We start from the raw sequence: 23,511 nt of genomic DNA, 5'->3' as shown, positions 1-23,511 counted from the left end.
GCCGCCGATGCTCGCCAGGCGCCGTTCGCGCGCCCCTCGAAGAGACGAATACTCGCTATGTTTGAAAAAATCCTCATTGCCAACCGCGGTGAAATCGCGCTGCGCATCCAGCGCGCGTGCCGCGAACTCGGCGTCAAGACGGTGGTCGTCTACTCGGAAGCCGACAAGGAAGCCAAGTACGTGCGCCTCGCGGACGAAGCCGTCTGTATCGGCCCGGCCCCGTCGAACCTGAGCTACCTGAACATGCCGGCGCTGATCAGCGCCGCGGAAGTCACCGATGCCGAGGCGATCCACCCCGGCTACGGCTTCCTGTCGGAGAACGCCGATTTCGCGGAGCGCGTCGAGCAGTCGGGCTTCACGTTCATCGGCCCGCGCCCGGAAACGATCCGCATGATGGGTGACAAGGTCACCGCGAAGCAGACGATGATCAAGACCGGCGTGCCGTGCGTGCCGGGTTCGGAAGGCGCGTTGCCGGACGATCCGAAGGAGATCGTCAAGATTGCGCGCACGATCGGCTATCCGGTCATCATCAAGGCGGCCGGCGGCGGCGGCGGGCGCGGGATGCGCGTCGTGCACACCGAAGCCGCGCTCGTCAACGCGGTGAACATGACCCGCGAGGAAGCCGGCCGTGCGTTCGGCAACCCGCAGGTGTACATGGAGAAGTTCCTCGAGAACCCGCGCCACATCGAGATCCAGGTGCTGTCGGACGCGTACAAGAACGCGATCTGGCTCGGCGAGCGCGACTGCTCGATGCAGCGCCGCCACCAGAAGGTGATCGAGGAAGCGCCGGCGCCGGGCATTCCGCGCCGCCTGATCGACCGTATCGGCGACCGCTGCGCGGACGCGTGCAAGAAGATGGGCTACCTCGGTGCGGGCACGTTCGAATTCCTGTACGAAAACGGCGAGTTCTACTTCATCGAGATGAACACGCGCGTGCAGGTCGAGCACCCGGTATCGGAGCTGATCACGGGCGTCGACATCGTGCAGGAACAGATCCGCATCGCGGCCGGCGAGAAGCTCACGCTGCGCCAGCGCGACATCCAGTTCCGCGGACACGCGATCGAATGCCGGATCAACGCCGAAGATCCGTTCAAGTTCACGCCGTCGCCGGGCCGGATCACGTCGTGGCATACGCCGGGCGGCCCGGGCGTGCGCGTCGATTCGCACGCCTACAATGGCTATTTCGTGCCGCCGAACTATGATTCGATGATCGGCAAGCTGATCACCTACGGCGCGACGCGCGAACAGGCGATCCGCCGGATGCGCATCGCGCTGTCGGAAATGGTCGTCGAAGGCATCCAGACCAACATCCCGCTGCACCGCGAGCTGATGATCGACTCGAAGTTCGTCGAAGGCGGCACCAGCATCCATTACCTCGAAAACCGGCTCGCGCAGAAGCAGCAGGTCGCACCGGAAGAAGCGTAAGCATGAGTTATCGCGAACTCGTCGTCGAACTGGCCCGCGAGCATGCGGAGGCCCTGTCCGACGCGCTGCTCGATCTCGGCGCGCTGTCGGTGTCCGTCGAAGACGCCGACGCCGACACGCCCGACGAACAGCCGCTCTTCGGCGAGCCGGGCCTCGTGCCGGATCGCACCGCGTGGCAGCACTCGCGCGTGGTCGCGCTGCTGTCGGCCGACCATGAGCCAGCCGTGCTGCTCGCGGCGGCCGCGAACGAGATCGGCCTCGCCGAAACGCCGCAGTTCGTCGTGCGCGAAGTCGAGGAGCAGGACTGGGTGCGGCTCACGCAGTCGCAGTTCGAGCCGATCCCGATCGGCGAACGGATCTGGGTCGTGCCGTCGTGGCACGATGCGCCCGACCCCGATGCGCTCGTCCTCGAACTCGATCCCGGCCTCGCATTCGGCACCGGCAGCCACCCCACCACCCGTCTGTGCATGGAGTGGCTCGAGCAGTCGGTGAAGCCCGGCCAGTCGGTGCTCGACTACGGCTGCGGCTCGGGCATTCTCGCGATCCTCGCGAAGAAATGCGGGGCGACCCCCGTGATCGGCATCGACATCGATCCGCAGGCGGTCGAATCGGCGCGCCAGAACAGCGAACGCAACCGTGCGGAGGTCACGTACGGGCTGCCCGATGCATGCCCGGACGGCGAATTCGACATCGTCGTCGCGAACATCCTGTCGAACCCGCTGAAGCTGATGGCATCGATGCTCGCATCGAAGGTCAAGCCGGGCGGGCGCATCGCGCTGTCGGGCGTGCTCGCGCGCCAGGCGGACGAAGTCGCGGCCGTTTATGCGCGCTACGTCGACATCTCGGTCTGGCGCGAACACGAAGGCTGGGTATGCCTTGCCGGAACCCGCCGCGAAAGCCATTAGAATAGCGCTGTCCTTCACTCTGGCCAGCAGGCCGCCCGGCTCGACATGCTTCTTGCGACGCGCTGCCCTCATTGCGAAACCGTCTTCCGGCTGCAGCAGGAACAGCTCGCGCTGCATCAGGGGCTCGTGCGCTGCGGGCATTGCCACGAAGTCTTCAACGCCTCCGAATCGCTCGTTCCCGAGTACGCGCAGCAGCCCGAGCCGGCGTTGACCGAACCGGCTGCCGCGCCGGGCGACAGTGAGGCGCAGCCGCAGGCCGTGCCGGCCCGGCTGTTCGCCGCCGACGCACCGCCTTCCGGCCTGCCGACCGGCACCGACTACAAGCCGGAAGGCTGGGACATGTGGGCGCCGTGGCTCGACGCCGGCGTCGATCCGTCGCTGCAGCACAGCGTCGAGACCGTGCGCACCGAGCCGCTGATACCGGTCGCGCTCCCGTCCACGGAAGCCGGCGTCGTTCATCTGTCGGGTACGCCCGCACCGTTCGCGTCCTCGCCGGCCGAGCTGGATTCGTCGACTGCCGTCGAGCAACCGGCCGAACCGCATTCGCCGCACACGCGGCACGAACCGCATGAACCCGAAGCGGCCGAGCACGCGCCCGTCGAGCGCGATCCGCGCGAGCCCCGCTTCGTCGCTCGTCCTCCGTCGGAAGCGGACACCGCGGCTGAACCCGCCGAACCTGTCGGTCACGCGCGTTTCGCCGCGCCGGACGACGAACACGCGCCGCGCGAACCGCGTTTTGCGTTCACGCCCGCACCGGCCGTCAGCGAAGCCGAAACCGCATCGGAACCCGATACCTTCGCCCGGCACGACACCAGCCCGACCGCGGCAGCGGCCGATGAACCGGCAGCCCGGCCGGCCGCCCAACCGGCCGTCCAACCGGCCGTCCCGTTCCCCGCCGCACTGGCCGATGACGATCGTCCACACTTCGCCGTCACGCGCGAGACCCGCGCGCCGCAGCGACGCGGGATGCTCGGCGGCTTTGTCGGCGGCCTCGTCGCGGCCGCGCTGCTCGGGCTGCTCGCCGTGCAACTGGCGTGGTGGCAGCGCGAAACGCTGATGATCTACTGGCCCGTCACGCAAGGCTGGTTCCGGCAGGCCTGCGCGCCGCTCGGCTGCACGGTCACGCCGCCGCGCGCGATCGACGGCCTGCGGCTCGACGCGACCGACCTGCGCCAGCTCGACGGCCCGCGCGAGCTCGAACTGAAGGTGCCGCTGACGAACCGCTACCGCGTCGCGCTCGCGTACCCGTCGCTCGAACTCACGCTGCTCGACGATACCAATCACGTCACCGTGCGCCGCGTGCTCGCGCCGCGCGACTACGTGCGCCCGGGCACGCCGATCGACGCCGGGCTGCCGCCCGGCACGACGCAGACGATGGTCGTCCGCCTCGAAACGAACGGCACGCCCGCCTCGAATTTCCGCGTCCAGATCTTCTATCCGTGACGCGCCGCGGCGCGCTTGCGCGCCCGTCTCAACCCGCGCGCCCGAGCGGCGCGCTATTTCGGAGCACGAACATGAGCAAAGTTACGCTGGGTGGCAACCCGATCGATCTCGCCGGCACGTTCCCGGCCGTCGGCGCGCAAGCCGCCGATTTCAAGCTGGTCGGCAAGGACCTCGCCGACCTGTCGCTCGCCAGCTTCGCCGGCAAGCGCAAGGTGCTGAACATCGTGCCGAGCCTCGACACGCCGACCTGCGCGACGTCGACCCGCAAGTTCAACGAAGCCGCGTCGTCGCTCGACAACACCGTGGTGATCGTCGTGTCCGCCGACCTGCCGTTCGCCGCCACGCGCTTCTGCACGACCGAAGGCCTCGCGAACGTCGTGACGGCATCGACGTTCCGCACCGGCCGCGCGTTCGCGAACGCGTACGGCGTCGACGTGACGAGCGGCCCGCTGAACGGCCTGACCGCACGCGCAGTGGTCGTGCTCGACGCGCAGGACAAGGTGATCCACGCGGAACTCGTCGGCGAAATCAAGGACGAGCCGAACTACGATGCAGCGCTCGCCGCACTGAAGTAAGCTTTCTTCCGCTTTCCCCTGCCGCGCCGCGCCCTTCGCGCGGCGTTGTCGCGCAGGGCCCCTCATTTCTACAGGAACGCACACCTTGGCTACGCTGATTTGCGGCTCGATCGCCTACGACTCCATCATGACCTTCGAAGGGCGGTTCCGCGAGCACATCCTGCCCGACCAGGTGCACCTCATCAACCTGAGCTTCCTCGTGCCGACGATGCGCCGCGAATTCGGCGGCTGCGCGGGCAACATCGGGTACGCGCTGCACCTGCTCGGCGGCGATGCGCGCATCATGGGCACGATGGGCGCGCTGGATGCACAGCCGTATCTCGACCGGCTCGACCAGCTCGGCCTGCGCCGCGACCACGTTCGCGTGCTGCCCGATACGTACACCGCGCAGGCGATGATCACGACCGATCTCGACAACAACCAGATCGCGGCGTTCCACCCGGGCGCGATGATGCAGTCGCACCTGAACCATGCGGGCGACGCGCCGGACATCAAGCTCGCGATCGTCGGCCCGGACGGCTTCGACGGGATGGTCCAGCACGTGGAAGAGCTCGCCAAGGCCGGGGTGCCGTTCGTGTTCGATCCGGGCCAAGGTCTGCCGCTGTTCGACGGTGCGACGCTGCGCCGCAGCATTGAACTTGCGACCTATGTCGCGGTCAACGACTACGAGGCCAAGCTGGTGAGCGACAAGACGGGATGGTCCGAAGATGAAATCGCCAGCCGGGTCGACGCCCTCGTCATCACGCGCGGCGAGCACGGCGCGACCATCCGCCACAAGCAGGGCGCGGAGCAGATTCCGGTCGTACCGGCCGAGCGCATCGCCGATCCGACCGGTTGCGGCGACGCCTTCCGGGGCGGCCTGCTGTACGGCATCGAGCATGGCCTCGACTGGGCAACCACCGGCCGCCTCGCGAGCCTGATGGGCTCGCTCAAGATCGCCCATCAAGGGCCCCAGACTTACGTACTGACGCGCGCCGAAATCGACGCACGCTTCGAGACTGCATTCGGTTACAGTCTCAAATGAATATTGTGGGAGAGCAAAGATGTTGACGAAAAAAACCCTCACGCTCGCGGCCATGCTGACGGCCGCGCTGACCCTCGCCGGCTGCTTCACGGCACCCGGCTCGGCGGATGTCTATAGCGTCGGCCAGGCGCAGCGCGAACAGACGGTCCGCATGGGCACGGTCGAAAGCGTCCGCGCGGTGCGCATCCAGTCCGACGGCGGCGGCAGCGCGATCGGCACGCTCGGCGGCGGCGCCCTCGGCGCGGTCGCGGGCAGCGCGATCGGCGGCGGCAAAGGCTCGATCCTGACGGCGATCGCCGGCGGCCTCGTCGGTGCGGTCGCGGGTAACGCAGTCGGCGAAAACCTCAGCACCGCGAACGGTGTCGAAATCACCGTGCGCCTCGACAACGGCGATCTGCGCTCGATCACGCAGGCGGCAAGCGGCGAAGCGTTCCGCGCCGGCGAGCGCGTGCGCCTGCTGTCGAGCGGTGGCGTCACGCGCGTCACGCACTAACCGGCATCCTCAGCACGCGGCGCAAGCCGCGGTCGAACGCATGTGCGAAGCCGCACATGCGTTTTTTTTCGTCCGCGCGCTTTCGTCCACGCACGCGTCGGCCAGCCGATCGATGATCCATGCGGACGAAAAAAATCCCGCCACCTGAGCCAGATGGCGGGATTGATTGAGTAGCGCTACTCAACCCACGGACACCACGTGAGTGCCCGGGTGATGCTGCTCAGCCGCGATTACGGACGGCTGCCGGTCGGGAACGGCCATGCCGCTGCCGGGTTGAGCGCGGTCTTCACGCCCGATGCCGGCGCAACCGATGCGGTCGACGCGGTCGTTGCCGGTGCAGCCTTCTTCACGACGGCCTTCTTCGGAGCAGCAGCCTTCTTCGCCGGTGCGGCAGCCTTCTTCGCAGGGGCAGCCTTCTTGGCGGGCGCAGCCTTCTTCGCTGCAGCCTTCTTCGCAGGCGCGGCCTTCTTCGCTGCAGCCTTCTTCGCCGGCGCGGCTTTCTTCGCAGCAGCCTTCTTCGCCGGTGCGGCCTTCTTCGCAGCAGCCTTCTTCGCCGGTGCGGCCTTCTTCGCAGCAACCTTCTTCACTGCGACTTTCTTGGCGGCAACCTTCTTCGCAGCGGCCTTCTTAGCCGGTGCTGCCTTCTTCGCGGCGACCTTCTTGGCTGCAACCTTCTTCGTTGCGACCTTCTTGGCTGCGACCTTCTTCGCAGCGGCCTTCTTCGCCGGTGCTGCCTTCTTCGCGGCAACCTTCTTCACCGCGACCTTCTTCGCAGCAACCTTCTTCACTGCGGCCTTCTTCGCCGGAGCAGCAGCCTTCTTCGCAACGGTCTTCTTGGCAGCAACTTTCTTAGCAGCCGGTTTCTTCTTGGCAGTAGCCATGTTGTTCTCCTTCAGGTTCAGATGAGAGTCAGTTCAAACTACACCCTTCGTCAAAACCCGCTTCCCGCGGACGCTGTTCAGGACGTGCGCTTCGAAGCGGGCTATTCATCGGCGTACGCAGATACCGCGCGCTTACGCTAATGAATACGGTATGGCGCGCGTGGCCACCCGGCCTCGCGCGCCAAATCAAGTCGGTAGCCGGCGCACCTCGCGCCGCTACCCCTAATCGCTTGATCAAGCGGACCGCCACATGGCCGTCCGCTTTTTCCGGAGGGAAGTTTGCCCATCCCACTGAAGGGTTCGCAAAGTGCCTGTCGTATCGTTGGGCCGTTAAGGCACCGGGCATGCTTTGCATCAGGCGTTCTTGCTCCTAAACCTTGGGCCGGGGCCGAGAGGCCACCGGCTGCTCCATCATGTAACGGGTTCGCTGCTGCGGGTTATTCCCAGGACAGCGCGCCCCCCGTCTGATACTCGATCACACGCGTCTCGAAGAAGTTGCGTTCCTTCTTCAGGTCGATCATCTCGCTCATCCACGGGAACGGGTTTTCCTCGTTCGGGAACAGCGGATCGAGGCCGATCTGCTGGCAACGGCGGTTGCTGATGAAGCGCAGATAGCTCTTGAACATCGACGCGTTCAAACCCAGCACGCCGCGCGGCATCGTGTCTTCGGCGTAGCGGTATTCGAGTTCGACAGCCTGCTTGAACAGCTCGCGGATCTCGGCGCGGAATTCCGCGGTCCAGAGATGCGGGTTCTCGAGCTTGATCTGGTTGATCAGGTCGATGCCGAAGTTGCAGTGCATCGACTCGTCGCGCAGGATGTACTGATATTGCTCTGCAGCACCCGTCATCTTGTTCTGGCGGCCGAGTGCGAGGATCTGCGTAAACCCGACATAGAAGAACAGGCCTTCCATGATGCAGGCGAACACGATCAGCGACTTCAGCAGCTTCTGATCCGCCTCGAGCGTGCCGGTCTTGAAGGCCGGGTCCGTCAGCGTATGAATGAACGGGATCAGGAATTCGTCCTTCGCGCGGATCGACGTGACCTCGTGATACGCGTTGAAGATCTCGCCTTCGTCGAGGCCGAGCGATTCGACGATGTATTGGTACGCGTGCGTGTGGATCGCTTCCTCGAACGCCTGGCGCAGCAGGAACTGCCGGCACTCGGGCGCCGTGATGTGGCGGTACGTGCCGAGCACGATGTTGTTCGCGGCGAGCGAGTCGGCCGTCACGAAGAAGCCGAGGTTGCGCTTCACGATGCGGCGCTCGTCCTCGGTCAGACCGTTCGGGTCCTTCCACAGTGCGATGTCGCGGGACATGTTGATTTCCTGCGGCATCCAGTGGTTCGCGCAACCGGCCAGATACTTTTCCCACGCCCACTTGTACTTGAACGGCACCAGCTGATTGACGTCAGTCTGGCCGTTGATGATGCGCTTGTCGGCGACATTGACCCGCGCTTCCGTACCGCCGGCGGGAACAGCCGATGCTTGCGGCGGCACCGCAAGATCGCCTTCGAAAATGTCACGGACCTGATGGGCGGCAGGCGTTGCAGCCTGCATTCCGACAGCCATCCCGGCGGAGGTGCGCATCGCGTTTTGCTGCGCTCCGCTCGCGGGGGTTACGGCAGTCTTCTCGTCATCCCAGTTGAGCATAAATTCTCACCATCAATTTAGAACGGTTTGTACCATCTTTTCCTGAGCGATAAAAGGGTTCGCTCACGAAAAATCCTTTTTTCGATTCGCGTTGCGACCTCGATACAACACTTTGAGCAACGCATCGTCGTTCATGCAGCGCGCGATGTGAGTCGCGCTTGTATCGCGAGGTGCGCTCGACGCATCGAACGCTGATCGAAACGCGACGCCGTCGGGGCTGTTTCGATCGCTTGTCACTGCCTGCAACGCAGGTGTCGCGTTACAGATTCCTTATCATTTTTTTAGTTGAGAGCGGCGCACACTGCAACCTCGATCGGTCGTCGTGTGCGCCGCGCAGGCCTGCTTCTCAGGTCAGGCGCACTGCGTTACTGGCACGCTTCGCATTCGTCGAAGCCGGGATCGCCCGGACGCATCGTGCACACCGGACCGTCCGCTTCGACCGGCGCGAGTGCCGGCGCCGCGTTGATCGCACCCGACGATGCATCGCCGCCTGCCGCACCGAAACCGCCCGCCGCGCCTTGCGCGCCGCCGCTGCCCGAGCCGCCGCCTGCACCGCCCGTCGGCACTGCGTTCAGCGCGCCGTGTGCGACCGTCGACTTCTCGACGTGCGTCGCCGCCATCGTGCGGAGGTAGTAGGTCGTCTTCAGGCCGCGCAGCCATGCGAGCTTGTAGACCTCGTCGAGCTTCTTGCCCGACGCGCCGCCCATGTAGATGTTCAGCGACTGCGCCTGGTCGATCCACTTCTGGCGACGCGACGCCGCTTCGACCAGCCACGTCGGGTCGACCTCGAACGCGGTCGCGTAGATCGCGCGCAGGTCGGCCGGGATGCGGTCGATGCGCGACAGCATGCCGTCGAAGTACTTCAGGTCGGCGACCATCACCTCGTCCCACAGGCCGCGTTCCTTCAGGTCGCGGACGAGATACTCGTTCACCACCGTGAATTCGCCCGACAGGTTCGACTTCACGTACAGGTTCTGGAAGGTCGGCTCGATACAGGCCGACACGCCGATGATGTTCGAGATCGTCGCCGTCGGCGCGATCGCGACGCAGTTCGAGTTGCGCATGCCGTGCGCGGCGATCCGCGAACGCAGCGTCGTCCAGTCGAGCGATTCCGACGTGTCGACCTCGACGTAGCCGCCGCGCGCTTCCGTCAGCAGCTTCAGCGTGTCCTGCGGGAGGATGCCGCGATCCCACAGCGAACCGCGGTAGCTCGAGTAGCGGCCGCGCTCTTCGGCCAGCTCGGTCGACGCGTAGTACGCGTAGTAGCAGACGGCTTCCATCGAACGGTCCGCGAACTCGACCGCCGCTTCCGACGCGTACGGCGTGCGCAGCAGGTGCAGGCAGTCCTGGAAGCCCATGATGCCCATGCCGACCGGGCGGTGCTTCAGGTTCGAGTTACGCGCCTTCGGCACCGCGTAGTAGTTGATGTCGATCACGTTGTCGAGCATGCGCATCGCGACGCTGATCGTGCGCTTCAGCTTGTCGTGGTCGAGCGCGTAGCTGCCGTCGGCCTGCTTCACCAGGTGGGCGACGAGGTTCACCGAGCCGAGGTTGCACACCGCGATTTCGGTGTCGCTCGTGTTCAGCGTGATTTCCGTGCACAGGTTCGACGAGTGGACGACGCCGACGTGCTGCTGCGGCGAGCGCACGTTGCACGGATCCTTGAACGTGATCCACGGGTGGCCCGTCTCGAACAGCATGCCGAGCATCTTGCGCCAGAGCTGCTGCGCCGGGATCTTCTTGAACAGCTTGATCTCGCCGCGCGCGACCTTGTCTTCGTAAGCCGTGTAAGCCTTCTCGAAGTCGGCGCCGAACTTGTCGTGCAGGTCCGGGCAGGTCGACGGCGAGAACAGCGTCCAGTCGGCGCCTTCCATCACGCGCTTCATGAACAGGTCGGGAATCCAGTTCGCCGTGTTCATGTCGTGCGTACGGCGACGGTCGTCACCGGTGTTCTTGCGCAGCTCCAGGAACTCCTCGATGTCGAGGTGCCACGATTCCAGGTACGCGCAGATCGCGCCCTTGCGCTTGCCGCCCTGGTTCACCGCGACGGCCGTGTCGTTCACGACCTTCAGGAACGGGACCACGCCTTGCGACTTGCCGTTCGTGCCCTTGATATGCGAGCCGAGTGCGCGCACGCGCGTCCAGTCGTTGCCGAGACCGCCCGCGAACTTCGACAGCAGCGCGTTCTCCTTCAGCGCTTCATAGATGCCGTCGAGATCGTCCGCGACCGTCGTCAGGTAGCACGACGACAGCTGCGAGCGGTGCGTGCCCGAGTTGAACAGCGTCGGCGTCGAGCTCATGAAGTCGAAGCTCGACAGCACGTTGTAGAACTCGATCGCCCGCGTTTCGCGGTCGATCTCGTTCAGCGACAGGCCCATCGCGACGCGCATGAAGAATGCCTGCGGCATTTCGATGCGGGTGCCGTCGACGTGCAGGAAGTAGCGGTCGTACAGCGTCTGCAGGCCGAGGTAGCCGAACTGCAGGTCGCGGTTCGCGTCGAGGGCTTCGCCGAGGCGCTTCAGGTCGAACTGCAGCAGCTTGTCGTCGAGCAGGCCGGCGTCGACGCCGCGCTTCAGGAACTGCGGGAAGTATTCGGCGTAGCGGGTCGACATCTCGGCCTGCACGACTTCCTCGCCGAGGATCTCGCGGCGGATCGTGTGCAGCAGGATGCGGGCCGTGACCTGGCTGTATGCCGGATCCTTTTCGATCATCGTGCGCGCCGCGAGGATCGCCGAGTCGTAGACCTGGCTCATCGGCACGCCGTCGTACAGGTTCTTCACCGTCTCCGCGACGATCGGGTCAGGGTTAACCGCAGCGCCGAGGCCGTCGCACGCCGACACGATCAGCGCGCGCAGCGCGTTCAGGTCGAGCGGGCGCGTGACGCCGTTGTCGACGACGTTGATGCCGGTGGTCGACTCGCCGCCCGCGGCCGCCGCTTCCTCGCCCGCATGCTGGCGCTCGAGGTGACGCTTCTCGCGATACAGCACGTACGCACGCGCGACGTTGTGCTCGCCGCCGCGCATCAGCGCGAGTTCGACCTGGTCCTGGATGTCTTCGATATGGAACGTACCGCCGTTCGGGCGGCTGCGCACGAGCGCGCGAACGACGTTGTGCGTCAGTTGTTCGACCTGCTCGCGTACGCGCGCCGATGCCGCGCCCTGCCCGCCATTGACGGCCAGGAAAGCCTTGGTCACCGCGATCGCGATCTTCGAGGGTTCGAACGACACCACGCTGCCATTGCGGCGGATCACCTTGTAGTCGGCGAACGTGGCCTGCGGCGCGAGCGCCTTCGCGCCCTGTTCGGTCCCGCCGAGCGGACGGCTCGAGGCGCTCTCGTACTGGGACGTCGCGTTGTCGGTGGTTTGCATGTGCAAAGCTCCTGGTGTTGGATGGTGCGGAGAGAACCGCGGATTAAAACGAACGCTGCGCAATGCGGTGCGCGAGCGGTAAGAGGCGAGCGATGCGCCGGGGAAGCCGGTTCGGTCGATGCGCGACAACCAAACCGGTCGTGTGCTTCGTCATGTATACCCTGCCCCGTCGATGTTCGCTGCGCTGATCGCGACGCCCGGACCGCCCGGCCTGACGCGCCGCCCTGAGAACCCTGTCCGCCAGCGTGGCCGCCGGCCGGTGCCGCTCGGGTTTTCCCCTGCGACACACACTATATCTAGTACAGAACTGCTCAACTGGCACCAAGTATAGTGGACATTCGGAGGACGTCCAAACGGATAATTTGCGATAGAGGTCTTGACATCGCTCACGCGCAGACACGGCAAGGCATTGGTCGGAGAAAAAACTTTCTCCGCTCAAAAAAACCCGCGATCAGTGCTGACGGAAAGGAAAGTATTCGGCGGAAAAACCGGCATCGCTCGCGAAGCGTTGCCAATCGAAATGCGGGCCCGGGTCGGTCTTGCGGCCCGGTGCGACGTCCGAATGCCCGGCGAATGCGTCGACCGGGTAGCGCGCGGCGAGCGCGCGGGAGAGCGCGGCGAGCACCGCGTATTGCGCATCGTCGAACGGCACGTCGTCCGCGCCCTCGAGCTCGATGCCGATCGAGAAGTCGTTGCAGCGCGTGCGGCCGAAGAACTCGGACGCGCCCGCGTGCCACGCGCGCTCGTCGCACGACACGAACTGCACGAGCTCGCCGCCGCGGCGGATCAGGAAATGGGCGGACACGCGCACGCCGCGCAGGTGGCTCTGGTAATAGGGGTGCGCATCGCAGTCGAGGCGATTCAGGAACAGCGCCTCGATCGCGTCGCCGCCGAATTCGCCGGGCGGCAGGCTGATGTTGTGGACGACCACGAGCGTCGGCACCGCACCCGCGGGCCGCATCTCGAAGTTCGGCGACGGCGCATGGCGCGCTTCGCGCACCCAGCCGTTCGCGTCGACCGACAACGCCGGCGCGTCGCTCATCGCGCGTCGCGGCCGTTCACGCGCGCGGCGTGGCGCTGCGCATGCTCGACGCTGCAGAAGTATTCGCCGCTCGCGGCCACGGCGTCGCCCTTCGGCGCATGCACGCCGCATTCGGCGCAGCGCACCATCGGTTCCGGCAGCGACCGCGCGTCGCCGCTCGGGCGCGCCGCGCCGGCGCCAGCACCGGGCGCACCGTCGTAACCGGCGCCGCGGCCGGCGCGCGCCTGCGCCTGTTCCTGCGCGTGGCGCAGCTTGCGCGCGAGCCACGAACCCGCGAAGAAGAGAAGGATCAGGAGAAGAATCTGTCGCATCGGAAACCTGCGGTCAAACCACGGAGCGGTGCAGCAGCACCTCGAAAACGAACCGGCTGCCGACATACGCGAGCAGCAGCGCGGCGAACGACACGAGCACCCAGCGCGCGGCGCCGCGGCCGCGCCAGCCCGACGTCTTGCGGGCAACCAGCAGGCCGCCGAACATCAGCCACGACAGGATCGCGAACACCGTCTTGTGGTCGAGCCGCAACATGCGCGCGTCGACCTGCTCGCTGAACAGGATGCCCGACGCGAGTGTCAGCGTCAGCAGCACGAAGCCGGCGCCGATCAGGCGGAACAGCAGCTTCTCGAGCGTGAGCAGCGGCGGCAGCGTTTCGAGCCAGCTCGCGATCCAGCCCGTCGAGCCGTCGCGCCCACCGCTTCTCAGCGACTGCAGGCGGCGCTCGACCATCAGCATCAGGATCGCGTGCAGCGCGGCGATCGCGAACAGCCCGTAGGCGATGTTCGCGATCAGGAAATGCAGCTTGAACAGCGGCGCTGCGGCATAAGGAAGCACCCGCACGCCGCCGAACACGAGCGGCAGCAGCGACGCGCCGCACGCGAGCGGCAGCACCAGCAGGCGCAGGCTGTCGAGAGGGAAGAAGAAGCTCTCGATCCAGTAGATGCCGGCGCCGAGCCAGAACATCGCCGACAGCGCGAACGCGAAGCCGAACACCATCGCGTCGTTCGGAAAGATCGTCATGTGGAGCAGCACGCCGTGCGCGACCAGCGCGGCGAACAGCAGCGCGCGGCCGGCCCCGCTCATCCCGGACGCGGCGGACGCCGGAACCGGCACGGCCGGCACGCTCGCGACGAGCGGCGTCGCGCCCTGGCGGTGCGAGCGCCAGCCTGCGACGGCGAGGCCGCCGTACAGGAATGCGGTGAGGGCATACAGTACAATATCCATGTTCGAAGTTTACACTAGGCCCCCTTCCCGCGACGGCTCCCTTTGTTCGGTTCCGCCGCGCCTTCGGGCCCCACTGTCCATCGCTCCCCATGCTCGACAATCTCACTCAACGGATGGCGCGCGTCGTCAAGACGCTGCGCGGCGAGGCCCGGCTCACCGAGGCGAACACGCAGGAGATGCTCCGCGAGGTACGTCTCGCGCTGCTGGAAGCCGACGTGTCGCTGCCGGTCGTTCGCGAATTCATCGCCAAGGTCAAGGAAAAGGCGCTCGGCGAAGAAGTGATCAGCAGCCTGTCGCCGGGCCAGGCGCTCGTCGGCGTGGTCCAGAAGGAACTGACCGCCGTGATCGGCGGCGACTACGAAGGCAAGGCCGCCGAGCTGAACCTCGCGGTCACGCCACCCGCCGTGATCCTGATGGCCGGCCTGCAGGGCGCGGGCAAGACCACGACCGTCGGCAAGCTCGCGAAGCTGCTGCGCGAGAAGTACAAGAAGAAGGTGCTGACCGTGTCGTGCGACGTGTATCGCCCGGCTGCGATCATGCAGCTGAAAACGGTGACCGAGCAGGTCGGCGCCGACTTCTTCCCGTCCACGCCGGACCAGAAGCCCGTCGACATCGCGCTCGCCGCCGTCGACTGGGCGAAGCGCCACTACCATGACGTGCTGCTCGTCGACACGGCCGGCCGCCTCGGCATCGACGAGGCGATGATGCAGGAAATCGCCGCGCTGCACGGCACGCTGAAGCCGGCCGAAACGCTGTTCGTCGTCGACGCGATGCTCGGCCAGGACGCGGTCAACACCGCGAAGGCGTTCAACGACACGCTGCCGCTCACCGGCGTCGTGCTGACCAAGCTCGACGGCGACTCGCGCGGCGGCGCCGCGCTGTCGGTGCGTCACGTCACGGGCAAGCCGATCAAGTTCGTCGGCGTCGCCGAGAAGCTCGACGGCCTCGAGGTGTTCCACCCCGACCGGATGGCGAACCGGATCCTCGGCATGGGCGACATCCTCGCGCTCGTCGAGGAGGCGCAGCGCGGCGTCGATGTCCAGGCCGCGCAGAAGCTCGCCGACAAGGTCAAGAAAGGCGGCGATTTCGACCTGAACGATTTCCGCGCGCAGATCTCGCAGATGAAGAACATGGGCGGCCTGTCGTCGCTGATGGATAAGCTCCCCGCGCAGTTCCAGCAGGCGGCGGCCGGCGCCGACATGGGCCAGGCCGAGAAGTCGATCCGCCGGATGGAAGGGATCATCAGCTCGATGACGCCCGCCGAGCGCGCTAAACCCGAAATCATCAAGGCGACGCGCAAGCGCCGCATTGCAGCCGGCGCGGGCGTGCCGGTGCAGGAAGTCAACCGGATGCTGAACCAGTACGACCAGATGCGTACGATGATGAAGAAGCTGAAGGGCGGCAACATGCAGAAGATGATGCGCGGCCTGAAGGGCATGATGCCCGGCATGCGCTGATTTCGTCCGTCGGCCGGCGCGCGGGTTTTTGCCGTAGCGCGCGCCTGCCGTTCTGCTTCATTCTTATTTGTATACCGACTGCCCGCCAGAACACATGAACCGCGAAGAAGCCCTCCACATTTTCGACCACTCCGAAGAGATCGTCTCGGCCGACGCCGTCAACGCGTCGATCTCGAAGATGGCCGACGCGATCCGCGCCGAGATCGGCGACGCGTTCCCGCTCGTTCTCTCGGTGATGGGCGGCGCCGCGGTGTTTACCGGGATGCTGCTGCCGCATCTCGATTTCCCGCTCGAATTCGACTACATCCACCTGACCCGCTACCGCAACACGACGCAGGGCAGCCCGGAGATGCACTGGCGCGTCGCGCCGCGCGAATCGGTGAAGGACCGCATCGTGCTCGTACTCGACGACATCCTCGACGAAGGCGAGACGATGGCCGCGATCCGCGACCGCATCCTCGACATGGGCGCGCAGCGTTTCATGTCGGCCGTGCTGTGCGAGAAGACCCTCGCGAAGGCGAAACCGCTGCACCCGGACTTCTGCGGCTTCTCGGTGCCGGACCGCTACGTGTTCGGCTGCGGGATGGACGCGAAGGGCTACTGGCGCAACCTGCCGACGATCCGCGCGCTGACCGCGAACGTCTGATCGCCGCCCTGCTCGCCATATAAACAGAAAGCGGCGCGCCGGTTTCCCGGCGCGCCGCTTTTTTTCGTCGACCGCCCGCCCGCGCTACGGCTGCAACTGGTGCACGAACGCGCGAATGCCCGCGAGCAGCATCTCGACCGAGATCGCGACGAGCACGAGGCCCATCAGCCGCTCGAACGCCGCGACGGTCCGTTCGCCGAGCCACGCCTGAATCCTTTCGGCCAGCACCAGCGTGATCGCGCAGACGATCATCGTGACCGTCAGCGCGCCGACCCACTCGAACATCTTGCCCGGCGCCTGCGACGTCAGCAGCATCACCGTCGCGAGCGCGGACGGCCCGGCCAGCGCCGGAATCGCGAGCGGCACGATGAACGGCTCGCCGCCCGCGCGCGGATCGCTGCCGAGCGCGCCGTCCGGATGCGGGAAGATCATCCGCAGCGCGATCAGGAACAGCACGATCCCGCCGCCGAGCCGCAGCGACAGGTCGGTGAGGCTCATCATCCGCAGGAAGCGGTCGCCGACCACCATGAAGAACAGCAGGATCACGAACGCGATCCCCACTTCACGCAGGATCAGCTTCACGCGCCGCTCGCGCGGCACATCCCGCATCGCCGAAATGAACAGCGGGATGTTGCCGAGCGGATCCGTGATCAGCACGAGGAGCACGGTGGCCGACAGGAACGTGTATTCCATCGTGTCCCCCGGTCGCCGCGCTTAGTGCGCGAGCGCGGCGCGGATCTTCTCGGCGACCGTCGCCGCGGCCGTGTCGGCCGGCAGCAGCGTCGCTTCGGCATCGCGGCGGCCCTGGTACTCGATCTTGCCTTCCTTCAGGCCGCGCTCGCCGATCACCAGACGATGCGGCACGCCGATCAGTTCCCAGTCGGCGAACATCACGCCCGGGCGCTCGCCGCGATCGTCGAGGATCACGTCGATGCCGGCCGCGACGAGTTCCGCGTACAGCTTGTCGGCCGTCTCGCGCACCAGGTCGCTGCGGTCATAGCCCATCGGGCACAGCACGACCTCGAACGGCGCGATCGACTCCGGCCAGATGATGCCGCGGTCGTCGAAGTTCTGTTCGATCGCCGCGCCGAGAATACGCGTGATGCCGACGCCGTAGCAGCCCATCAGCATCGGCTGCGGCTTGCCCGACTCGTCGAGGAACGTCGCGCCCATCGCTTCCGAGTACTTGGTGCCGAGCTGGAACACGTGGCCGACTTCGATGCCGCGGCAGATGTCGATCACGCCCTTGCCGTCCGGCGACGGATCGCCCTTCTTCACGTTGCGCACGTCGGCGACGTCCGGCTCCGGCAGGTCGCGGCCCCAGTTCACGCCGGCGATGTGATAGTCGACCTCGTTCGCACCGACGACGAAGTCGCTCATGTTCGCGACCGTGCGGTCGGCGATCACCTTCACCGGCTTCTTCGTGCCGACCGGGCCGAGGTAGCCCGGCGGCGTGCCGAACCACTCGACGATTTCCTGCTCGGTCGCGAAGCGGTGGTTCTTCAGGCCCGGCAGCTTCGACACCTTGATCTCGTTCAGGTCGTGGTCGCCGCGCAGCATCACGAGCCAGATGGTCGGCTCGGCGCCTTCGTTGTCGGTCGCGAGCACGATCGACTTGATCGTGCGCTCGAGCGGGATCGACAGCAGTTCGGCGACGGCCTCGCACTTCGCCTTGCCGGGCGTCGCGACCTTTTCCATCGCTTCGGCGGGCGCCGCGCGCTCGGCAATCAGCGGCAGCGCTTCGGCCGCCTCGACGTTCGCCGCGAACTCGGACGTCGGGCAGTACGCGATCGCGTCCTCGCCGGTGTCGGCGATCACGTGGAACTCGTGCGAGAAGTTGCCGCCGATCGAGCCGCTGTCGGCCGCGACCGCGCGAAACTCGAGGCCGAGGCGCGAGAAAATGCGCACGTACGCGTCGTACATCTTGCGGTACGACTCGTTCAGGCCGGCCGCATCCTTGTCGAACGAATACGCGTCCTTCATGATGAATTCGCGGCCGCGCATCACGCCGAAGCGCGGGCGGATCTCGTCGCGGAACTTCGTCTGGATCTGGTAGAAGTTCACCGGCATCTGCCGGTAGCTCTTGATCTGGTTGCGCGCGATGTCGGTGACGACTTCCTCGTGCGTCGGCCCGATCACGAAATCGTTGTCCTTGCGGTCCTTGAAGCGCAGCAGCTCGGGGCCGTACTGCTCCCAGCGGCCCGACTCCTGCCACAGCTCGGCCGGTTGCACGGCCGGCATCAGCAGCTCGATGGCGCCCGCCCGGTTCATTTCCTCGCGCACGATCGCCTCGACCTTGCGAATCGAACGCAGGCCGACCGGCAGGTAGTTGTAGATGCCGCCGGCGACGCGACGGATCATGCCGGCGCGGACCATCAGCTTGTGGCTGACGATCTCTGCGTCGGCGGGTGCCTCTTTCAGGGTGCCGATAAAGAAACGGGAAGCTTTCATGCGGACGGTTCCAAAAACGGCGCCCCCAAGCGGGGCGCCCGAAAAAGTTTCAAGGTGAAAAAGCTGCGCGCGGCGAACAACGAGGGACGACGATGGCGCAGACGACGTAGCAGACTAATCAGGGACAATTCAGCCGGCGTACCCCGCGCGGATTCGCTCCGTCACGGTGCGCAGCGCCCGTTATCTGTTTATAATCAAAGCAATTTTAAAGGATTCGAAGGTGGTTGTATGCTGGATCGTGAAGGCTTTCGCCCGAACGTCGGCATCATCCTCTTGAACGCGCGCAACGAGGTGTTTTGGGGCAAGCGGCTCCGCGAGCATTCCTGGCAGTTTCCTCAAGGTGGGATCAAGTACGGCGAGACCCCCATGCAGGCGATGTACCGGGAACTGCACGAGGAAACGGGCCTGCATCCGGAACACGTCAAGATAATCGGCCGCACTCGCGACTGGTTGCGTTACGAGGTGCCTGACAAGTTCATCAAACGCGAAGTACGCGGTCATTACCGCGGCCAGAAGCAGATCTGGTTCCTGCTGCGGATGGTTGGACGCGATTGCGACATTTGCTTGCGCGCGACCGACCACCCGGAGTTCGATGCGTGGCGCTGGAACGAGTACTGGGTGCCGCTCGATGCGGTGATCGAGTTCAAGCGGGATGTCTATCAGTTGGCGCTGACGGAACTGTCGCGCTTCCTGCGCCGCCCGGCGCAGCGAGCCGAGAAGCCGCGCGGGCCGCGTGTGTCGCGCTATCCGCGCGTCATCGGCGCACAGGCCCAGACGCTGACGATTGTCGACGCATCGGTAGTCTGTTCGGAGATCGAAGTGGAGGCGAGCACGCTCGACGAGATGCCGCCCCGCGTGATCGTCGGCAAATGACGAGTCGGACTGCATGACCGGGCGCGACCTTGTGTCGCGCCCTTTTTTTACGAGGAATGCATATTGAAAGCGATTGCTCTCGCGCTCGCATCGATCGCCGCGCTGGCCGCCCTGGCCGGCTGCGCGAACTCGAAAGCGCCGTCCAACAAGGATGACAGCGAGTTCGTGTACCTGCTCGACCGTCAGGGAAGCTGGAAGGAAAACACCGTCGACACGCTGCCGCCGCTGCCGCAAACGGGCGATCTGCTGCCGTTCAACGTGTCGCAGAACACGCCGCTCAAGTTCTTCGTCGATGCGAAGTCGCTCGACGTCGGCACCGACGGCGTCGTGCGCTACGCAGTCGTCATCACGAGCCCGGCCGGTGCCCGCAACGTGAACTACGAAGGCATCCGCTGCGACACCTACGAATGGCGCCAGTACGCGGGCCTGAACGCCGACCACAACGGCTGGGATCGCACGGTCGAGAACGACTGGCGGCGCATCGAGAACGGCGAGCTGAACGCCTACCACTCCGCGCTCTACCAGGACTACTTCTGCGCGAACAAGATGCCGCAGGGCTCGACCCGGCAGATCCTCGAAAACATCCGGTTCCACCGCACCGCGATGACGCAGTTGCGCTGACGGCACGCGATGCGGGCCGCCCGCATCGTCCCGCCGCACGAAAAAGCCCGCATTGCGCGGGCTTTTTCATTTGAACGACGGCACCCGGCCGGCGATCACACCAGCACGAGGTTGTCGCGATGAATCAGTTCGGGCTCCAGCATGTAGCCGAGCACGGTCTCGATCTCGCCGCTCGGCTTGCGGTGAATCAGCTTCGTTTCCGCACTGCTGTAGTTCGTGAGCCCGCGCGCCACCTCGCGCCCGTCCGGGCCGACACATGCGATGACTTCGCCGCGCGCGAATGCGCCCTGCACGTCGATCACGCCGATCGGCAGCAGGCTCTTGCCGCCGGCCGTCAGCTTCTCGACCGCGCCCGCGTCGATCACGACGTGGCCGCGGACCTGCAGATGGTCGGCCATCCATTGCTTGCGTGCCGCCATCCGCGCGGTCCGTGCGATCAGTTGCGTGCCGATCGCCTCGCCGGCCGCCAGACGCACGAGCACGTCGGCCTCCCGGCCGCTCGCGATCACGGTATTCGCGCCGCTGTGCGCCGCACGCTTCGCCGCGAGGATCTTCGTCAGCATCCCGCCGCGACCGAGACTCGAACCCGCGCCGCCTGCCATCGCCTCGAGCTCGGGGGCGCCCGCATTGGCCTCGCCGACGAGCGTCGCATTCGGGTCCTTGCGCGGATCGGCCGTAAACAGCCCCGACTGGTCGGTGAGGATGATCAGCGCATCGCCTTCGATCAGGTTCGCGACGAGCGCGCCGAGCGTGTCGTTGTCGCCGAACTTGATTTCGTCGGTGACCACCGTGTCGTTTTCGTTGATGATCGGCACGACGCCGAGCCGCAGCAGCGTGAGCAGCGTCGAACGCGCATTCAGGTAGCGCTCGCGGTCCGCCAGATCGGCATGCGTGAGCAGGATCTGCGCAGTGCGGATGCCGTGCTCGGTGAAGCGGCTTTCGTAGACTTGCGCGAGCCCCATCTGGCCGACCGCGGCGGCGGCCTGCAGCTCGTCGATTTCCCGCGGCCGCTTGCTCCAGCCGAGCCGCTGCATACCTTCGGCAATCGCGCCCGAACTGACGAGCACGACTTCCTTGCCCTGCGCACGCAGCGCAGCGATCTGGGCCGCCCAGCGGCCGATTGCAGCATGATCGAGCCCCTTGCCGTCGTTGGTCACGAGGCTGGAGCCCACCTTCACCACCAATCGCTTCGAATCCGCGATGATCGAACGCATCCTGCACTGTCTCCTGTATCTGATGCCTGCCCGGCCGGGCGCGATTGAACGCCAACGCCGGGCGGCACGCCCGGCGCGTTGGCGAACGCTCAGGCGTCGTCGCCCGGCGTCGCACCGCCCTTCGCCGGCGGCGCATCGCGGAAACGCACGTCGGCCGCGAGATCCTCCGCCTCCGCCGCGCGATGCGCGTCCGAATGCTCGGAAAGGTAGTCGTAGATCGCGTAGCACAGCGCTTCGCAGCCCTGGCCCGTCAGCGCCGAGATCTCGAACACGGGGCCGTCCCAGCCGAAGCGGTCGAGGAAATCCGCGACGCGCGCCTCGCGCTCGTCTTCCGGCACCATGTCCAGCTTGTTGAGCACGAGCCAGCGCGGCTTCTCGTAGAGCGCCTCGTCGTACTTGCGCAGCTCGCCGACGATCGCCGTCGCTTCCGCGACCGGATCGACGCTTTCGTCGAACGGCGCGAGATCGACCAGATGCAGCAGCACACCGGTACGCTGCAGATGGCGCAGGAATTGATGCCCGAGGCCCGCGCCTTCGGCCGCGCCTTCGATCAGCCCCGGGATATCGGCGATCACGAAGCTCTTGCTCGGACCGACCCGCACCACGCCGAGATTCGGCGCGAGCGTCGTAAACGGGTAGTCGGCGATCTTCGGCTTCGCGTTCGACACCGACGAGATGAAGGTCGACTTGCCCGCGTTCGGCATGCCGAGCAGGCCGACGTCGGCGAGCACCTTCAGCTCGAGCTTCAGCATGCGCCGCTCGCCCGGCTTGCCGTCCGTCTTCTGGCGCGGCGCGCGGTTCGTGCTCGACTTGAAATGCAGGTTGCCGAGGCCGCCGGCGCCGCCCTGCGCGAGCATCACCCGCTGGTCGTGCTCGGTCAGGTCGGCGATCAGCTCGCCCGTGTCCATGTCGCTGATGATGGTGCCGACCGGCATGCGCAGCGTGACATCGTCGCCGCCCTTGCCGTAGCAATCCGAGCCGCGACCGTTTTCGCCGTTGCGCGCGAGGTGCTTCTTCGCGTAACGGTAGTCGATCAGCGTGTTGATGTTGCGGTCGGCGATCGCGTAAACGCTACCGCCGCGGCCGCCGTCGCCACCGTCCGGCCCGCCGAACGGGACGAATTTCTCGCGGCGCATCGACGCGCTGCCATCGCCTCCGTCGCCGGCGATGACTTCGATTCGTGCTTCGTCAATGAACTTCATTCGTCACTCCGCCCAGTATTTCCGCTATTGTGCCGCGCGCCGGCACGCTTGAACAATCTGCCGTTCGGCCGATCGTACGCCGGTCGCGCGAGGGTCGCCGGCCCGCATTTGCAGGCGGCGACCCAATAAAAAAGGCCCCGCGAAGACTGCGGGGCCTTTCGGCTACGAAGCCCGTGGGTGCCTGACTTAGGCAGCCGCCGGGACGACGATGACCAGATGCTTCTTGTCCGCGCCCTTCGTCGCGAACTTGACGTGACCGTCGACCAGCGCGAACAGGGTGTGATCCTTGCCCATGCCGACGTTCTCGCCAGCGTGCATGCGCGTACCGCGCTGACGCACGATGATGCCGCCGGCATTGACTGCCTGGCCGCCGTACACTTTCACGCCGAGACGTTTCGACTCGGAGTCGCGGCCGTTCCGGGAAGAGCCGCCTGCCTTTTTGTGTGCCATCTGATTGCTCCTTTACCGAGGCGCTTACGCGTTGATCGCGTCGATGCGCAGCTCAGTGTAGTTCTGGCGGTGGCCGCCGTGCTTTTGGTAGTGCTTCCGGCGACGCATCTTGAAGATGGTGACCTTGGCATGACGACCGTGCGACACAACGGTGGCCTTGACGGAAGCCCCACTGACCAGCGGCGTACCGAACTTAATCGATTCGCCTTCGCCCACTGCGAGAACCTGGTCGAGCGTGATTTCAGCGTCAATGTCAGCCGGTATCTGTTCTACTTTGAGTTTTTCGCCAACGGCAACCTTGTACTGCTTGCCGCCGGTTTTTATGACCGCGTACATTGAGAACCTCACTCTGGATCCAATTTTTCCGCACACCACGCGCGGAAAACACGTGATTATACATGGGGTTAGCACCGAAGTCAAAACCGATCGACGATTACCGCGCGCGGGCCTCGGCCAGACGGCCAAAATCGCGCTGCCGGTACGTCTGACAGACCGGCATATCGCGGATTCGACTTATAATCCGCCGCATCACCCAATTCCATCATCATGTCGTCGTCCACCGCCTCCCCCACCC

General features: G+C 65.8%; 23 protein-coding genes. 10 read left to right on the top strand and 13 right to left on the bottom strand.

Annotated elements, in window-relative coordinates; all coding sequences use genetic code 11:
* The first annotated feature begins 57 nt into the window (after positions 1–57).
* The 6 genes from accC to H0X95_RS17110 all read left to right on the top strand — a co-directional run bounded on the left by accC (position 58) and on the right by H0X95_RS17110 (position 5,865).
* A complete protein-coding gene (gene accC / locus H0X95_RS17135; RefSeq protein ID WP_006490723.1) occupies positions 58–1,425 on the top strand; it encodes an acetyl-CoA carboxylase biotin carboxylase subunit in 1,368 nt (455 codons plus the stop codon).
* Positions 1,426–1,427: 2 nt separating this feature from the next.
* A complete protein-coding gene (gene prmA / locus H0X95_RS17130; protein WP_059721670.1) occupies positions 1,428–2,330 on the top strand; it encodes a 50S ribosomal protein L11 methyltransferase in 903 nt (300 codons plus the stop codon).
* A gap of 45 nt (positions 2,331–2,375) precedes the next feature.
* Positions 2,376–3,773, top strand: a complete 1,398-nt coding sequence (locus H0X95_RS17125) for a DUF3426 domain-containing protein (protein ID WP_059721671.1) — start codon at positions 2,376–2,378, stop codon at positions 3,771–3,773.
* Positions 3,774–3,844: 71 nt separating this feature from the next.
* A complete protein-coding gene (gene tpx, locus H0X95_RS17120) occupies positions 3,845–4,348 on the top strand; it encodes a thiol peroxidase (RefSeq protein WP_006476975.1) in 504 nt (167 codons plus the stop codon).
* A gap of 85 nt (positions 4,349–4,433) precedes the next feature.
* Positions 4,434–5,372, top strand: a complete 939-nt coding sequence (locus tag H0X95_RS17115) for a carbohydrate kinase family protein (protein ID WP_006490717.1) — start codon at positions 4,434–4,436, stop codon at positions 5,370–5,372.
* 19 nt (positions 5,373–5,391) lie between these two features.
* Complete coding sequence (locus H0X95_RS17110) at positions 5,392–5,865, top strand: glycine zipper 2TM domain-containing protein (RefSeq protein ID WP_196446123.1); 474 nt, start codon at positions 5,392–5,394, stop codon at positions 5,863–5,865.
* A gap of 230 nt (positions 5,866–6,095) precedes the next feature.
* On the opposite strand, the gene H0X95_RS17105 is transcribed toward H0X95_RS17110, so the two are convergent.
* The 7 genes from H0X95_RS17105 to H0X95_RS17075 all read right to left on the bottom strand — a co-directional run bounded on the left by H0X95_RS17105 (position 6,096) and on the right by H0X95_RS17075 (position 14,023).
* A complete protein-coding gene (locus H0X95_RS17105; protein ID WP_006490719.1) occupies positions 6,096–6,746 on the bottom strand; it encodes a histone H1-like DNA-binding protein in 651 nt (216 codons plus the stop codon).
* 28 nt (positions 6,747–6,774) lie between these two features.
* The gene (locus H0X95_RS17100; protein WP_077021886.1) at positions 6,775–7,101 is read right to left on the bottom strand and encodes a hypothetical protein; all 327 of its coding nucleotides are present in this window, start codon (positions 7,099–7,101) and stop codon (positions 6,775–6,777) included.
* 82 nt (positions 7,102–7,183) lie between these two features.
* On the bottom strand, positions 7,184–8,395 hold the full coding sequence (locus H0X95_RS17095; protein ID WP_006476978.1) for a ribonucleotide-diphosphate reductase subunit beta: 1,212 nt from the start codon (positions 8,393–8,395) through the stop codon (positions 7,184–7,186).
* Between the two features lie 365 nt (positions 8,396–8,760).
* A complete protein-coding gene (locus tag H0X95_RS17090) occupies positions 8,761–11,763 on the bottom strand; it encodes a ribonucleoside-diphosphate reductase subunit alpha (protein ID WP_196446122.1) in 3,003 nt (1,000 codons plus the stop codon).
* Positions 11,764–12,214: 451 nt separating this feature from the next.
* Positions 12,215–12,805, bottom strand: a complete 591-nt coding sequence (gene ampD, locus H0X95_RS17085; RefSeq protein WP_034201046.1) for a 1,6-anhydro-N-acetylmuramyl-L-alanine amidase AmpD — start codon at positions 12,803–12,805, stop codon at positions 12,215–12,217.
* Entirely contained in the window at positions 12,802–13,116 is a 315-nt protein-coding gene (locus tag H0X95_RS17080) for a PP0621 family protein (RefSeq protein ID WP_006491491.1), read from the bottom strand. The genes ampD and H0X95_RS17080 overlap by 4 nt, the downstream gene beginning before the upstream one ends.
* 13 nt (positions 13,117–13,129) lie before the next feature.
* Positions 13,130–14,023 (bottom strand): cytochrome C assembly family protein, encoded by an 894-nt coding sequence (locus H0X95_RS17075; RefSeq protein WP_006489256.1) that lies wholly within the window; start codon positions 14,021–14,023, stop codon positions 13,130–13,132.
* Positions 14,024–14,112: 89 nt separating this feature from the next.
* Between H0X95_RS17075 and ffh the strand changes: the two genes are divergently transcribed.
* Entirely contained in the window at positions 14,113–15,480 is a 1,368-nt protein-coding gene (gene ffh / locus H0X95_RS17070; RefSeq protein ID WP_006476982.1) for a signal recognition particle protein, read from the top strand.
* A 94-nt stretch (positions 15,481–15,574) separates the two neighbouring features.
* Positions 15,575–16,126 carry a hypoxanthine-guanine phosphoribosyltransferase gene (locus tag H0X95_RS17065; RefSeq protein ID WP_006489240.1) on the top strand — a complete coding sequence of 184 codons (552 nt, stop codon included), beginning with the start codon at positions 15,575–15,577 and terminating at the stop codon, positions 16,124–16,126.
* 84 nt (positions 16,127–16,210) lie between these two features.
* On the opposite strand, the gene H0X95_RS17060 is transcribed toward H0X95_RS17065, so the two are convergent.
* Positions 16,211–16,819, bottom strand: a complete 609-nt coding sequence (locus tag H0X95_RS17060; RefSeq protein WP_006496761.1) for a MarC family protein — start codon at positions 16,817–16,819, stop codon at positions 16,211–16,213.
* A 21-nt stretch (positions 16,820–16,840) separates the two neighbouring features.
* Positions 16,841–18,577, bottom strand: coding sequence for a proline--tRNA ligase (locus H0X95_RS17055; protein ID WP_006489236.1), 1,737 nt, complete (start codon positions 18,575–18,577; stop codon positions 16,841–16,843).
* Between the two features lie 228 nt (positions 18,578–18,805).
* Between H0X95_RS17055 and H0X95_RS17050 the strand changes: the two genes are divergently transcribed.
* Both H0X95_RS17050 and H0X95_RS17045 read left to right on the top strand, forming a co-directional pair.
* Positions 18,806–19,450: an RNA pyrophosphohydrolase gene (locus H0X95_RS17050; protein ID WP_006496762.1), complete on the top strand. Its 645-nt coding sequence runs from the start codon at positions 18,806–18,808 to the stop codon at positions 19,448–19,450.
* Positions 19,451–19,513: 63 nt separating this feature from the next.
* Complete coding sequence (locus H0X95_RS17045) at positions 19,514–20,071, top strand: CNP1-like family protein (protein WP_006489238.1); 558 nt, start codon at positions 19,514–19,516, stop codon at positions 20,069–20,071.
* Positions 20,072–20,166: 95 nt separating this feature from the next.
* Here H0X95_RS17045 and proB read toward each other — a convergent pair whose 3' ends face one another.
* From proB to rplU, 4 genes are all read right to left on the bottom strand, one after another.
* Positions 20,167–21,285 (bottom strand): glutamate 5-kinase, encoded by a 1,119-nt coding sequence (gene proB / locus H0X95_RS17040; RefSeq protein ID WP_006476997.1) that lies wholly within the window; start codon positions 21,283–21,285, stop codon positions 20,167–20,169.
* An 89-nt stretch (positions 21,286–21,374) separates the two neighbouring features.
* Complete coding sequence (obgE, locus tag H0X95_RS17035; protein ID WP_006489254.1) at positions 21,375–22,487, bottom strand: GTPase ObgE; 1,113 nt, start codon at positions 22,485–22,487, stop codon at positions 21,375–21,377.
* A 186-nt stretch (positions 22,488–22,673) separates the two neighbouring features.
* Positions 22,674–22,937 carry a 50S ribosomal protein L27 gene (gene rpmA / locus H0X95_RS17030; protein WP_059721674.1) on the bottom strand — a complete coding sequence of 88 codons (264 nt, stop codon included), beginning with the start codon at positions 22,935–22,937 and terminating at the stop codon, positions 22,674–22,676.
* Positions 22,938–22,961: 24 nt separating this feature from the next.
* Complete coding sequence (gene rplU, locus H0X95_RS17025; RefSeq protein ID WP_006025184.1) at positions 22,962–23,273, bottom strand: 50S ribosomal protein L21; 312 nt, start codon at positions 23,271–23,273, stop codon at positions 22,962–22,964.
* Positions 23,274–23,511 lie beyond the last annotated feature (238 nt).

This window comes from Burkholderia sp. 9779_493 (assembly GCF_015712215.1).
Lineage (GTDB): Bacteria > Pseudomonadota > Gammaproteobacteria > Burkholderiales > Burkholderiaceae > Burkholderia > Burkholderia cenocepacia.
This window is presented reverse-complemented; position numbering and strand designations above follow the sequence as displayed.

Coding starts and splice junctions, on each gene's coding strand:
- accC (WP_006490723.1), top strand. CDS start 58: ATGTTTGAAAAAATCCTCATTGCCAACCGCGGTGAAATCGCGCTGCGC.
- prmA (WP_059721670.1), top strand. CDS start 1,428: ATGAGTTATCGCGAACTCGTCGTCGAACTGGCCCGCGAGCATGCGGAG.
- H0X95_RS17125 (WP_059721671.1), top strand. CDS start 2,376: ATGCTTCTTGCGACGCGCTGCCCTCATTGCGAAACCGTCTTCCGGCTG.
- tpx (WP_006476975.1), top strand. CDS start 3,845: ATGAGCAAAGTTACGCTGGGTGGCAACCCGATCGATCTCGCCGGCACG.
- H0X95_RS17110 (WP_196446123.1), top strand. CDS start 5,392: ATGTTGACGAAAAAAACCCTCACGCTCGCGGCCATGCTGACGGCCGCG.
- H0X95_RS17105 (WP_006490719.1), bottom strand. CDS start 6,746: ATGGCTACTGCCAAGAAGAAACCGGCTGCTAAGAAAGTTGCTGCCAAG.
- H0X95_RS17100 (WP_077021886.1), bottom strand. CDS start 7,101: ATGCAAAGCATGCCCGGTGCCTTAACGGCCCAACGATACGACAGGCAC.
- H0X95_RS17095 (WP_006476978.1), bottom strand. CDS start 8,395: ATGCTCAACTGGGATGACGAGAAGACTGCCGTAACCCCCGCGAGCGGA.
- H0X95_RS17090 (WP_196446122.1), bottom strand. CDS start 11,763: ATGCAAACCACCGACAACGCGACGTCCCAGTACGAGAGCGCCTCGAGC.
- ampD (WP_034201046.1), bottom strand. CDS start 12,805: ATGAGCGACGCGCCGGCGTTGTCGGTCGACGCGAACGGCTGGGTGCGC.
- H0X95_RS17080 (WP_006491491.1), bottom strand. CDS start 13,116: ATGCGACAGATTCTTCTCCTGATCCTTCTCTTCTTCGCGGGTTCGTGG.
- H0X95_RS17075 (WP_006489256.1), bottom strand. CDS start 14,023: ATGGATATTGTACTGTATGCCCTCACCGCATTCCTGTACGGCGGCCTC.
- ffh (WP_006476982.1), top strand. CDS start 14,113: ATGCTCGACAATCTCACTCAACGGATGGCGCGCGTCGTCAAGACGCTG.
- H0X95_RS17065 (WP_006489240.1), top strand. CDS start 15,575: ATGAACCGCGAAGAAGCCCTCCACATTTTCGACCACTCCGAAGAGATC.
- H0X95_RS17060 (WP_006496761.1), bottom strand. CDS start 16,819: ATGGAATACACGTTCCTGTCGGCCACCGTGCTCCTCGTGCTGATCACG.
- H0X95_RS17055 (WP_006489236.1), bottom strand. CDS start 18,577: ATGAAAGCTTCCCGTTTCTTTATCGGCACCCTGAAAGAGGCACCCGCC.
- H0X95_RS17050 (WP_006496762.1), top strand. CDS start 18,806: ATGCTGGATCGTGAAGGCTTTCGCCCGAACGTCGGCATCATCCTCTTG.
- proB (WP_006476997.1), bottom strand. CDS start 21,285: ATGCGTTCGATCATCGCGGATTCGAAGCGATTGGTGGTGAAGGTGGGC.
- obgE (WP_006489254.1), bottom strand. CDS start 22,487: ATGAAGTTCATTGACGAAGCACGAATCGAAGTCATCGCCGGCGACGGA.
- rpmA (WP_059721674.1), bottom strand. CDS start 22,937: ATGGCACACAAAAAGGCAGGCGGCTCTTCCCGGAACGGCCGCGACTCC.
- rplU (WP_006025184.1), bottom strand. CDS start 23,273: ATGTACGCGGTCATAAAAACCGGCGGCAAGCAGTACAAGGTTGCCGTT.